Genomic DNA, 12,734 nt, shown 5'->3' with positions numbered 1-12,734 from the left:
CGGCAACACCACGCATAAACAAAGAGGGGTCCATGACCAACGCCGCGTCCAGTTCCTTATTCCGTCTCGAAAATTCGTGGCGTCCGGTTGAGGGCGACCCCACCGGGGCGCTCGATTTCCGTCTTTTCAATCTCTCCGACGCGCCGATTTCCGGGTTTTCGCTGGCCTATACCTCGCTCACCCGGGTGAGCAGCGCGTCGCGGTTCGAAAACGCAGACTTCATCGAGCGCAACGCCAATTACCACGCCTTCAAGGCCCCGGAAGGCCTCGTGCTGCAGCCCGGCGAAAGCTGGTCGTTCTCGGTCGTGGGGCTGACGCGTCCGGCCAAGCACCGCACCGATGGCGCCAAGTCTGCGTTTCTGATCCTCGATGATGACCGTTATGTCGATGTCGCCTGCGACGACCTGATGCTTTCCGGCGGCGTGGCCGAGCGCCCGCGCCCGCTGTTGCCGGAAGGCAAGGTCGAGGAGCCGTGGTTCATCCTGCCCTGGCCGGCCGCGCTCTCGCTCGACCCGGCAGAAGAACCGCCGGTGGCGCTCTATCCGGCGGAAGGCAGCGCGCTTGAGGCCGTGAAGTCCGTCGATGGCGTGATCGCGCTGTTTTCCCGCCTGTTCGAGAGCGGCCATGTGCCCTTCAGCCTCGCGCCGGTCGAGGGCGGCAGAGCGATCGCGTTCGAGACCGACGCGGCCATGGGAAAAGAATCCTATGCCATCGGCTTCGGCGATACCATCACGATCCGCGCGGCGACCGCCACCGGCCGCCAATACGCGCTGACCGTGCTGGCGCAGATGCTGTCGGCCGCCCGCGAAAAAGGGTCCGCTTTCCGCTTCCCGGCCTCCGGCACGATCGAGGACGCGCCGCGCTATGGCTGGCGCGGCACCCATCTCGACGTCTCGCGCCAGTTCTACGAGACCGCCGATCTTCTCCGCCTTCTCGATATCCTCGCCTGGCACCGGATGAACATCTTCCACTGGCATCTGACCGATGACGAGGCCTGGCGGCTGGAGATCAGGGCCTATCCCGCGCTGACGGAAATCGGCGCCACCCGCGCGCCGGGCACGAAAATGCCGCCGCAGCTCGGCAATGGCGCAAAGCCGGTGCGCGGTTTCTATAGCCAGGACGATGTCCGCGCCGTGGTGGCGCACGCGGCCGCCCTCGGCATCGAGGTCATTCCGGAAGTCGATATTCCCGGCCACTCGACCGCGGCGCTTGCCGCCCTTCCCGAGCTTGCCGACGGGCAGGAAGCGCCGGAGAGCTATCATTCGGTTCAGGGCTTCCCCAACAATGCGCTGAACCCGGCGATCGAGGAGACCTATGTGTTTCTCGGCAAGGTGTTCGACGAGATGGTCGAGCTTTTCCCGGCCCGCTACATTCACATCGGCGGCGACGAGGTGGCCGACAATACCTGGCTTGCCTCTCCGCTCGCCCGCGCGCTGATGGAAAAGGAAGGGATCCACGGCACGTTCGGCCTGCAATCCTATTTCATGAAGCGCATTCAGACGATGCTTGCCGAACGCGGCAAGACGCTTGCCGGCTGGGACGAGGTCTCCCATGGCGGCGGGGTTGAACGCGACGGCACGCTGCTGATGGCATGGCAGAAGCCCGAAGTCGGCATCGCGCTGGCCAAAGATGGATATGACGTGGTGATGACGCCGGGTCAGGCCTATTATCTCGACATGGTGCAGGACGAGGCCTTCCAGGAGCCGGGCGCAAGCTGGGCCGGCACCGTGCCGCCCGAGCACAGCTATCATTACGAGGCCGAGGGCGATTTTCCCGAGGAGCTGAAGGCGAAGATGCGCGGCGTCCAGTCCTGCATCTGGAGCGAGCATTTCCTGTCGCGCGGCTATTTCAACCACCTCGTCTTCCCCAGGATCTCGGCCGTGGCCGAGGCCGGCTGGACGCCGAAGGCGCGCAAGGACTGGCTGCGGTTTGCAGCCCTTGCCCCGAAGAGCCCGAAACTGTGAGGCGGACAATGACTTTCAGGATCGCTGTCGGCGGCATCCACACCGAATGCTCGACCGGCAATCCGGCGCTGATGACGGCGGAAAATTTCCGGGTTCTCGAAGGCGACGCATTGCCGAAGGCGGATTATTTCAGCTTTCTGCATGATGCGGAGAATGTCGAAATCCTGCCGCTTCTCCATGCCCGCGCCGTGCCGGGCGGGCCGGTATCGGCCGATACCTATCAGGCCTTCAAGGCCGATTTCCTGAAGCGTCTTCAGGCCAGCCTGCCGCTTGACGGGCTCTACCTCGCCATGCATGGCGCGATGAATGTCGACGGCATGGACGATGCCGAGGCCGACTGGATCTCGGCCGCGCGGGAGACCGTCGGGCCGGATTGCCCGATCGCCGTCTCCTACGATCTTCACGGCAATGTCAGCCAGACGATTATCGACCAGATCGATATCATCGCGGCCTATCGCACCGCGCCGCATATCGACGTGCGCGAGACCATGGTGCGGGCGTTTACGATGCTGGTGAAATCGCTCGAGACCGGGATGCGCCCCGGCGTGATCTGGGCCCCGGTGCCGGTGCTGCTACCCGGCGAGCGGACCTCGACCGAGGACGAGCCCGCCGCCTCGCTCTATCGCAAGTTGCTGGCCTTTGATGCGCGCGAGGGCATCTGGGACGCCAATCTGATGGTCGGCTATGTCTGGGCCGACGAACCACGCGCCACCGCCTGCGCCGTGGTGACAGCCACCGACTGGGTGGCGGCGGAAAAAGCGGCGGCCGAAATCGCGCTGTCCTACTGGGATGCCCGCGCCGACTTCGCCTTCGGCCCCGTCACCGGCCCGCTGGAAGAAATGCTGGAGATCGCCGAGCGGGCGGACACGAAACCCGTCATCCTCGCCGATTCCGGCGACAATCCCACCGGCGGCGGGGTCGGCGATCGCGCCGATGTTCTGGTGGCGCTGATGGAACGCGGCTTCGACGACGCCCTGATCGCCGGCATTGCCGACCGGCCGGCGGTGGAGGATTGTTTCGCAGCCGGAAAGGGCGCGGTGCTCGATCTTTTCATCGGCGGCACGCTCGATGACAGAAGCCCGTCGGCGACCGCCACGGCCCGGGTCATCCGCCTTGACGATCCGGCAGGGCCCGACGAGCGGCAGGCCGTGGTCAAAACCGGCGGCATCACCATCGTGTTATCGGCGCGCCGGCGTCCCTACCACAACATCGCGGATTTCACCCAGCTCGGCCTTGATCCGAAAGCCTTCCGGCTGCTGGTGGTCAAGTCCGGCTATCTCTCGCCCGAGCTCGCGCCGATCGCCAATCCGAACCTGATGGCGCTCACCGACGGCGCTGTCAACCAGGATATCGAGGCCCTGCCCAACCACAGGCGGCGCGGACCATGCTACCCGTTCCAGCGCGATTTTACCTATGCGCCTGAGCCGCGGCCCTCGAAGCGGTGGAAGGCGGCACATGACGGCGGGGAATAAGCCATGGGCATCCCGGCGCTGAATAGTCACGGGCGCTGCCTGCCGACAACAGCGAGGGAGGCTTTCGCCGCGGCGCGATTGCGGATATTGCGCTTTGCGCGATCTTCCGACAACGCCTCTCCTCCGACGGCCTGACCCCATGTCCAACGCAGTCTCGCTTATCCTGAAAAACCCGTCGATCCGCATATCGGCGACGGGCGTTTTCTGTTTCGGCTTCGCGGGTGCCGCCACCGCGCCCTATCTCTCGGTCATCGGCATCCAGGAGCTCGGCATGAGCGACCGGGGCTATGCGCTGGTGATGGCGGCGGGCGCGCTGATTTCGGTGGCGGCAAGCGTTCTGATCGGCAACCTCACAGACCGGCTCGGCAGCTATCGGCTGATGCTGGCGATTTGCGCCGTTTCGGGCTTCGTCGGCTTCACCAGCGTCTACCTTCTGCCGTCGATCGGCAGCTTCGCGCTGGCGAAGGTAGCGTTCATTCCGCTGTTCACGGCGCTTTATCCGCTGCTGTTCGCCAATGTCCGCACCGAAACGGCAAGCCTGCCCTCGGCGGAGGTGGCGTCGGTCAATTCCGGCATCAGGGCGGTGCTGTCGCTCTCCTGGGTGCTGGTGCCGGGCGTGGTCGGCGTCGCGCTTGCCGAAAGCAGGAACATGCTGCCCGCCTTTCTGTTTGCCGGCATGGCCTCGCTTGCCTGTCTCGCGCTGTTCGTTTTCGGCATGGCAAAACCGGATAAGTCGCTGCGGGTGCGGCCGGCGGAGTCCTTTTTCAGGGCGTTTGCGGCGTTCTCGCAGCGCGGGCTGTGGCTGCGTCTGCTGGCGATTGCCCTGATGACCGCCATGCTGCATATGAACGCTGCGGTGCTGCCGCTGATCGTGACCGATCAGGCCGGCGGCGCGGTCGCCGATATCGGCGTGCTGGTCGGCATCGTCGCCGCGCTCGAGATCGTGTTCATCATCGGCTGGGGTTATGCGGAACGCTATGTGCCGCAGGTCGCGATCCTGATTGTCGGCACGGTGATTTACGCAGCCTATCTGTTTCTGCTCGGCAATATCACCGCGGTGTGGCAGGCCTATGCGCTGACGGGGATCGCCGGCCTCGGGGCGGCGGCGATCATCTCGATCCCGGTCACCTATCTGCAGAACCTGATCGCCCACAAGGCCGGGCTCGGCGCCTCGCTGATATCCGTCAACATGTTCGCCAGCGCCGGCATCGCCGCCGCCCAATTCGCGATCGGCACCAAGGTGACCGATTATGCGGGAACCGCTATCTTGTCCGCCGCCGCCGGGTTCGCCGGCGCGCTGCTGGTCTTCTTTCTCGACCGGAGACGTTCATGACCACACTTCTGGAAATCTGTGTCGGCGATATCGGCGGACTTGATACGGCGGTGGAAGCCGGCGCAGACCGGATCGAATTATGCGCGGCACTCGACCAGGGCGGACTGACGCCGTCCACCGGGCTGATCGAAATCGCCGCCGCCGCGCCGGTGCCCGTCCATGTGCTGATCCGTCCGCGCGCCGGCGGCTTCGTCTATTCCGCCCGGGAGTTCGAAACCATGCTGCGCGATATCGCCTTTTGCCGGGCGGCGGGCATTGCCGGCGTGGTCATCGGCGCGCTCGACCGCAATCACGATCTCGACGCGGATGGGCTAGCGACCCTCATCGCGGCTGTCGGTGGCATGGATATCACCCTGCACCGCGCCTTCGACCTGACCCGCGATCCCTTCGCGGCGCTTGAGACGGCGGTCGCGCTCGGCATTCCGCGCATTCTCACATCCGGGCAGGAGCAGCGCGCCAGCGAGGGTCGCGAGCTGATTGCCGAACTGGCGAAGGCGGCGGACGGACGGATCGCGCTGATGCCGGGCGGCGGGCTCACTCCCGAAAACGCCCATCTGTTTCTGGCGATCCCGGGCGTCAGCGAACTGCATGCCTCCTGCACGATGCGCCATCAGGCCGAAGGCTTGAAGCTGCAGGGGTTTGAGAGCGCCGCGCCCCGCCGCACCGATGCCGTGGCAATTCGGGCGATGAAGGCGGCGATGGCCTGAGGCCTTTACATCAGGCGCTGTCAGCCGATGCCGGCTGGACGCGCTCCGCCTATCGGGTCAGGCCGCGCGCATCCACCGGCCATTCGCTGATCTCGCCGTCGGCCTCGACCCAGATCGCGTCATGCAGGTTGGTGACTGGGCAGACATGGTTGGGCACGATCCGCAGCTTTTCGCCGATCTCGGGTTTGGCTGCGGAGTGCGTGAGGTCGACCATGCCGTGTTCCTCGCTCAGTCGGTCGATCACGGCATCGGGATAGGCGCGGATCAGGCCATGGCCCGACCCGCCCTTGCCGGCGGGATCGCTGGTGAGCGTCTTCGAGCCGGCATCAATGATAGCGCGGTTTTCCTCCGGGCGGCTCACCACGGTGGCGATCACGTCGAAGGCACAATCGGCAAGGCCGGCATGGCCTGCGCCGATCATCATCCGATCATTGTAGATATAGGTGCCGACGCGAAGTTCGTCGATCACGCCGAGCGTGTGGACGCTGAAGGCGTCCGGCGTGCCGCCGCCCGAGACCATCGGAATGGCAATGCCGGCGTCATCGAAGGCGGCGCGGGCGGCGTTGACGAAGGCGACGGTATTTTCGTTCGCGGGATAGGTCATCAGCCCGGCAAAGGTCAGATTCGGCGTTTCGGCAACCTTGCGGGCAAGCGCCAGCGCATCCTCGACCCGCACCACGCCGGTGCGTTTCGCGCCGCTGTCGAATTCGACCAGCACGTCGATCGGGCATCCGGCGATCGCGGCTGCCTCGGCGGCAGTGGCAAGGGCTTGCTCGCTATCGATCGCAACGGTCATCCTCACCCGCGCGGCGAGGGCGGCGAGGCGCTTCGCCTTGCCGATCAGCGGATAGGAGATCAGGATATCGTCGATCCCGGCATCGGCCATCACCTCGGCCTCGCCGAGCTTCTGGCAGGTGATGCCACGCCCGCCGAGCGCCAACTGGCGTTTTGCCATGGCGATGCTCTTATGAGTCTTGATATGCGGCCGCAGCCTGATGCCGTGGCTATCGCAATAATCCTGCATGCGCTTCAGGTTGGCATCGACAATGGCCAGATTGACGAGCGGGGCGGGGGTTTCGAGGTCTTCAAACGTCACATCATGTCCTTTCGGCGCGGTCCTGCGGATCGCCTCAGCGATCTTCCAGCGTCAGCTCGCGCGCCATTTGCAGATTGCCGGCCATCAGCCCGCCATCGACCGGCAGCGTCACGCCGGAGATGAAGGCGGCATCTTCGGAGGCAAGGAAGGTCACCGCCTTTGCGATGTCGCCGGGGGTGGCGACGCGGCCAAGCGGATACCATTTTGTGAGACCGTCCAGCACGTCCGGCTTCTGTGCGATCCGCGCGTCCCAGGCCGGCGTCTGCACCGTGCCGGGGCAGATGATGTTGGCGCGGATATTGTGTTCGCCGTATTCGGTCGCCATGGTTCGCGTCAGGCTTTCAAGCCCTGCCTTGGCGGCGCTGTAGGCCGGCTGGCCGAGCGTGGTGAGCCCGTTGACCGAGCCGATCACCACGATCGCGCCGCGCCTGGCCGCCTTCATGCCATCGATCACCGCGCGCACGGTGTTGAACGTGCCGGCGAGATTGTCGGCGACATCCTGGCGGAAACTTTCCGGCGTGGTCTTGTCGAGCGTGGGCGCGGTGCCGCCGACAAAGGCGTTGGCGACGACGATATCGACCGGTCCAAGTTCGCCGCTCGCGGCCTCCACGGCAGACTTGAAGGCATCGTAATCGGTGATGCTCGCGGCCGCCCCCGCCACGGCATGGCCCTCGGCCTTGAGACCCGCGACCGCCTCGTCCACCTTGTCGGCGCGGATATCGCTGATGATGACGGCGGCGCCCTCCGCCAGAAAATCCTTCACCACCGCCGCGCCGACGCCGCCGACGCCGCCGGTGACGAGCGCGACCCGCCCTTCCAGTCGTTTCATCCGGCCTCTCCTCTGGTTCGGGTTGATTTACCGATGCATAGCCGATGGATCGGGATCGGGGAAGCCTTCGTTGGCGAAGCGGGCCGCAGCACTGCTACGGCGCTCTGGCGCGTTGCGCGATGCGGTTTTTCTGTGGCAGGTGTGCTGGAGAATGACGGTCCATTTTGCCAAATCCGAAGAAAGGCCCCCCATGAGCAAGATCGAATATTTTCATGCCGAAGGCGGCGCGTCCAATCCCGCGCCCCTGAGCCCGGCCGTCCGGGCCGGCGATTTCGTCTATGTCTCCGGCCAGGTGCCGACCCTTGCCGATGGCTCGGTCGTGGCCCATGACGTCGAGACCCAGACCGCGCAGGTGATGCGCAATATCGAGGAGGCGCTGAAGCTCGCCGGCTGCGAACTCTCCGATATCTGCAAGACCACGGTATGGCTGCACGACGCCCGCGATTTCGCCCGGTTCAACAAGGCTTATTCCGCGTTTTTCGAACAGGGCAAGTTTCCCGCCCGCTCGACCACCGAGGCGCGGCTGATGATCAATATCCTGGTCGAGATCGAGGCGGTCGCCTACAAGCCACTTTAAATTGCGCCGCTCTGATGGGGCGGCAATAGAGGCCCGATACATCACTGAAACCTTGGTTATCCTTCAAATCTATTCACTGTTCTTATGGCGGAAACGCTGCTAGATCGGAATTTTCGGAGGGTTTGAGGGACAGATGCGCGGGCAATCGGAAACCACCCAGAACATGACCAGCATCATGGTCGCAGGCGGGCTCGTGCTGGCGTTGTCCTTCGGAGTGCGCTCGGTGCTCGGCGGGGTGATCGAGCCGCTGTCCAACGACCTGTTCGGCGGGCGGCTGGAAATCTTCTCGATCTCGCTTGCGATCCAGAACCTGGTCTGGGGGCTTGCCCAGCCGTTTTTCGGCATGCTGGCCGATAAATATGGCGACCGGCGCGCGATGTGGCTCGGCTTCGCCTTCTATGTGATCGGCATGGGCATTTCGATCATCGGCACCACGCCCTTTGCCCAGCATATGGGCGCGGGCGTGCTGGTCGGCATGGGCATTTCCGGCACGGCCTTCGGCACGGTGCTTGCCGTCGTCGGCCGCGCCGCGCCGCCGGAAAAGCGCGGCTTCTATCTCGGCGTGGCGTCCGCCACCGGCTCGGCCGGGCAGGCGATCCTGCCGTTTCTGGTCGCCTTCCTGATCACCCATTTCGACTGGCGCATGACGATGGCGATCCTGACGGTGCTCCTGGTGCCGATGGCGTTCGCGATCCCCTTCCTCAAGGTGAAGCAGGCGCCCGGCGCAAGCGCGCCGCCGCCGATCGATCTGCCGCAAACCCTGAGGCAGGCCTTCGGCCATACCAGCTTCCTGATGCTGGGGCTTGGCTTCTTCGTCTGCGGCTTTCACCTCGCCTTCATCACCGCCCACCTGCCGACCTATGTGCAGAATTTCTGCGCCGGCACCGGCATGTCGCCGTCGCAATTGCGCGGGCTCGGCCTGCAGGCGCTGGCGCTGGCGGGTTTCGGCAACATCTTCGGCACGCTGCTGGCCTCCAAGCTCGGCAATATCTTCGCCAAGCCCCATGTGCTGGCGGCGATCTACGCGCTGAGAGCCGTGGTTATTCTCGTGTTCATATGGCTGCCGCTGACGCCCGCATCGGTGCTGATCTTCGGCATGATGATGGGTGGTCTCTGGCTTTCCACCGTGCCGCTCACCAGCGGTTTGATCGTGGTGATGTTTGGCCCGCGGTCGATGGGCACGCTGTTCGGCTTCGTGTTCCTCAGCCACCAGATCGGTGGTTTCACCGGGGTCTGGCTCGGCGGAGCGTGGTTCGACCGCTACGGCAATTACGACATGATCTGGTATGCCGCGATCGTCCTCGGTCTTGTCTCGGCGCTGGTGCATCTGACGGTGCGCGAGCGGCCGGCCCCGGCCTTCGCCTGAAGGCTGACGCCTACCCTTTAAGACTTCCGAAAGCATGTCCGCATAATCTGGCAAAACGCCGGTCAGAACGCGGGCGCTTGCTTTATTTCCGCCGGACTCTTTTCGCGGATTCGTCAAGCGTCTATGTTTTGAAGGGGCGCGATTCGGCAATCGGCCGGATCTTCACGAACATGAAATGCCTTGGGGCAAAGCCGCTTCGGAAAAAAGCGGCGCTGCCTCGACAATGGCGATTCCGCCAGCAGCGCGGATCGCCGGAATGACGGATGGTTAGATGGGCCGGGGCGGCACTCACAAGAACAAGCGGCATGGTCGCGTCGGGCGGCAGGCGTTTCGTCTGCTTCTGGCTGGCACCGCGCTGTCGCTGACGGCGGCTTCAGCCTTTGCCGCCGAAGCCGCGCCGCCGATGCTGTCCTCGCGCGAGGTCATGGCGCTTTCGACCTTTGGCGGGGTTCTGGCCGCCACCGTGCTCTCCACCCTCTGGTTCATGCGCCTGCGCGGCCGCACCGAGGCCGAAAACCAGCGGCTCGCCGCCGAACTCGAGGCCGAGCGCGAGCGGATTTCCAATCTCAAGGCGCTGAACGCGGAAAAAAACCGCCGCATCATTTTCTGGGAAGGTCCCGAGAGCGAACCGGAGTTTCTGGGCGCGCTTCCGGATGAAGCGGGGGCTCCCGAAGACGATAACGCGTTTCTCGCTTTTTCCGACTGGTTGTCGCCGGGCAGCACCAAACAGCTCGACGCCGCGGTTGCCGCATTGCGCAACCGCGCCAAGGCCTTCGAAATGCTGGCGGAGACCAGGGGCGGCTATGTGCTGGAAGTGATCGGCGGCACCACCGGCGGACGCGCCCATGTGCGCTTCGGCGCGCTGGAATCGCTGCGCGCGGAACTCGCCGAGCTGAAGCTGGAGCACAAGCGCGCCAAGGCCTCGCTGTCGCGGTTCGAGACGCTGCTGAACGGCGTCGACGCGCCGGCCTGGCAGCGCGATGGCGAGGGCCGGCTGATCTGGGTCAACCGCGCCTATGCCGAAGCCGTCGAGGCGAAGGACGCCGAGGACGCGCTTGGCGAAAACCGCATGCTTCTGTCGGCCGCCACCCAGGAAAAGCTTGATGGCAAGGTCAGGGCCGGCGCGCCCTTCAAGGGCCGCCAGCCGGTGGTGACCGCCGGCGAACGCGCCTTTTACGACCTGACCGAAGTGCCGACCGGCGATGGCTCGGCAGGCATTGCGATCGACGTCTCCGCCTTGCAGGCATCCGAGACGGCGCTGGAACAGACGCTTGAAAGCCATGCCGATACGCTGAACCATCTCAACACCGCGGTCGCGATCTTCGATGCCGACCGGCGGCTGAAATTCTACAATCAGGCGTTCGAGAAACTCTGGAAGCTCGATATGGGCTTTCTTGAAAGCCATCCCGACAATGGCGAACTTTTCGAGCGCCTGCGCGCCGATGGCAAGCTGCCGGAGCCGCATCTGTGGCGCGAGTGGAAGGACAAGGCGCTGTCGGTCTATCACTCGGTCGCGCCCTATAACGACCTCTGGTATCTGCCGAGCGGCGAGACGCTCAGCGTGTTCGCCTCCGCCCATCCGCGCGGCGGCACCACCTGGGTGTTTGAAAATCACACCGAGCAGGTGGCGCTCAAGACCCGTTACAACACGCTGGTCAAGGTTCAGGGCGAGACCATCGATCATCTCTCCGAAGGGGTCGCGGTGTTCGGCCCGGACGGGCGGCTGAAGCTTTCCAACCCGGCCTTTCTCGGCCTGTGGCGGATCGGCGAGAACGAGGCCGAACCCGGCACCCATATTCGCGCGCTTATGCAGATCGGCGAGAAGGACGAGGAAGCGGCAAAGGGCTGGCGGCTGTTTGCGCGGATGATCACCTCCTTCGACGACGAGCGCGTGTCGCGCCAGGGCCGGCTGGAACTGGCGTCGGGCGTGGTGCTCGACTACGCGGTGACGCCCCTTCCCAACGCCCAGACCATGCTGACCTTCGTCAACAAGACGGATTCGGTCAATGTCGAGCGCGCGCTGACGGAGAAGAACGACGCGCTGCGCAAGGCCGAGGAAATCAAGAACGCCTTCCTCGAACACGTCTCCCACGAGCTGCGCACGCCGCTGACCTCGATCATGGGCTTCGCCGAGCTGCTGAAATCGCCGGAAATCGGGCCGCTGACGGCGCGCCAGAGCAATTATGTCGATCACATCGCCAATTCCTCCTCGGTGCTGATGACGATCGTCAACGACATGATCGATCTGAAATCGGCCGATGCCGGCATTCTCCAGCTCGAGCGCGACCGGATGTCGCTCGACGATCTGATCGATTCGGTCGCCGACGATATTTCGAGCCGGCTGCAGGAAACCGGGGTGACGCTGGAAATCACCGCGCCGCCGAAGCTCGGCGAGATCACCGCCGATTTCCAGCGGCTGAAACAGGTTCTGCTGAAAATCCTCGGCAATGCCATCCGCTATGCCCCGCGCGGCTCGATCATCGCGCTGTCATGCTGGCGGGAAAACGGCGATTTCGTCTTCACCGTCACAGACAGCGGCCCCGGCATCAGCGACGACGCGCTTGAAAACGTGTTCTCCCGCTTCGAATCGGGCGGACGGCAGGCGCAATATGCCGGCGCGGGCCTTGGCCTTGCGATCGTCGAAAGCTTCGTCGGCCTTCATCACGGCAAGATCTTCATCGATTCCGAAGCCGGCGCCGGCACCACGGTCTCCTGCCGGATTCCCGATGCCGTCGAGGAAAAGGGGTCCGCCGATATCATTGCGGCCGAATGACCAGTGTCTTTCTCCCCGATGAAGCCGCCACCATTGCCTTTGCCGGGCGCCTCGCGCCGTTTCTGATTGTCGGCGACTGCCTGCTGCTCAACGGCGATCTCGGCATGGGCAAGTCGACCTTCGCCCGCGCTCTGATCCGCGCCCGGTTCGGCGATCCCGAACTTGAGGTGCCGAGCCCGACCTTCACCCTTGTGCAGGTCTATGACGGCGAACCGCCGATCTGGCATTTCGACCTCTACCGCCTGTCCGACGCCGACGAACTGATCGAACTCGGTATTGATGAGGCGCTGGCGGAGGGAATCAGCCTGATCGAGTGGCCCGATCGGGGTGAGGGGGTGCTTCCGAAGGATGCCTTGCGGCTGACTTTTTCCGAGGAAGGCGCGGGGCGGCGGGTGCGGCTTACCGGTGGGCGAGCCGGGGAGCTGGCGGCGGCGCTGTAGGGAGGAGGGAGGTTTCACTCCTCTCCACTCTTGTGTTTCGAGTATAGGCTGTCTCCCCTCACCCGGCGCATGCGCGCCACCCTCTCCCCTCCGGGGCGAGGGGGAGCATGCAGCAATCGCCGAATATCGCGGAAAGGTCGGGCCTCGCCGGCGTCCCCTTCTCCCCTTGGGGAGAAG

At 64.7% G+C, this 12,734-nt stretch carries 9 protein-coding genes and 1 pseudogene; 8 read left to right on the top strand and 2 right to left on the bottom strand.

Translation table 11 applies throughout. From position 1 onward, the window contains the following. Positions 1–32: 32 nt before the first annotated feature. The 4 genes from B4E36_RS08565 to B4E36_RS08550 all read left to right on the top strand — a co-directional run bounded on the left by B4E36_RS08565 (position 33) and on the right by B4E36_RS08550 (position 5,476). Positions 33–1,964 carry a beta-N-acetylhexosaminidase gene (locus tag B4E36_RS08565; protein ID WP_345900233.1) on the top strand — a complete coding sequence of 644 codons (1,932 nt, stop codon included), beginning with the start codon at positions 33–35 and terminating at the stop codon, positions 1,962–1,964. Between the two features lie 8 nt (positions 1,965–1,972). Continuing rightward, positions 1,973–3,436, top strand: coding sequence for a M81 family metallopeptidase (locus B4E36_RS08560; protein WP_292055281.1), 1,464 nt, complete (start codon positions 1,973–1,975; stop codon positions 3,434–3,436). Between the two features lie 139 nt (positions 3,437–3,575). After that, positions 3,576–4,769, top strand: coding sequence for an MFS transporter (locus B4E36_RS08555; protein ID WP_292055280.1), 1,194 nt, complete (start codon positions 3,576–3,578; stop codon positions 4,767–4,769). Beyond that, a complete protein-coding gene (locus B4E36_RS08550; RefSeq protein ID WP_292055279.1) occupies positions 4,766–5,476 on the top strand; it encodes a copper homeostasis protein CutC in 711 nt (236 codons plus the stop codon). The genes B4E36_RS08555 and B4E36_RS08550 overlap by 4 nt, the downstream gene beginning before the upstream one ends. Before the next feature lie 49 nt (positions 5,477–5,525). Here B4E36_RS08550 and B4E36_RS08545 read toward each other — a convergent pair whose 3' ends face one another. Next, complete coding sequence (locus tag B4E36_RS08545; RefSeq protein ID WP_292055278.1) at positions 5,526–6,572, bottom strand: alanine racemase; 1,047 nt, start codon at positions 6,570–6,572, stop codon at positions 5,526–5,528. A 34-nt stretch (positions 6,573–6,606) separates the two neighbouring features. After that, the gene (locus B4E36_RS08540) at positions 6,607–7,401 is read right to left on the bottom strand and encodes an SDR family oxidoreductase (RefSeq protein WP_292055277.1); all 795 of its coding nucleotides are present in this window, start codon (positions 7,399–7,401) and stop codon (positions 6,607–6,609) included. A 190-nt stretch (positions 7,402–7,591) separates the two neighbouring features. Between B4E36_RS08540 and B4E36_RS08535 the strand changes: the two genes are divergently transcribed. The 4 genes and pseudogenes from B4E36_RS08535 to tsaE all read left to right on the top strand — a co-directional run. Further along, a complete protein-coding gene (locus B4E36_RS08535) occupies positions 7,592–7,978 on the top strand; it encodes a RidA family protein (protein ID WP_292055276.1) in 387 nt (128 codons plus the stop codon). 133 nt (positions 7,979–8,111) lie between these two features. Next, positions 8,112–9,344: an MFS transporter gene (locus B4E36_RS08530; RefSeq protein WP_292055275.1), complete on the top strand. Its 1,233-nt coding sequence runs from the start codon at positions 8,112–8,114 to the stop codon at positions 9,342–9,344. Between the two features lie 271 nt (positions 9,345–9,615). Then, a complete protein-coding gene (locus B4E36_RS08525) occupies positions 9,616–12,117 on the top strand; it encodes a PAS domain-containing sensor histidine kinase (protein WP_292055274.1) in 2,502 nt (833 codons plus the stop codon). Then, a pseudogene (tsaE, locus tag B4E36_RS08520) lies at positions 12,114–12,521 on the top strand (tRNA (adenosine(37)-N6)-threonylcarbamoyltransferase complex ATPase subunit type 1 TsaE); the annotation flags it as partial. The gene B4E36_RS08525 and the pseudogene tsaE, both read left to right, overlap by 4 nt. Positions 12,522–12,734: the final 213 nt, after the last annotated feature.

Source organism: Martelella sp. UBA3392 (assembly GCF_002358775.1).
Classification (GTDB): Bacteria; Pseudomonadota; Alphaproteobacteria; order Rhizobiales; family Rhizobiaceae; genus Martelella; species Martelella mediterranea.
The sequence above is the reverse complement of the archived record's forward strand: the minus strand, read 5'-3'. Positions and strand labels throughout refer to the sequence as shown.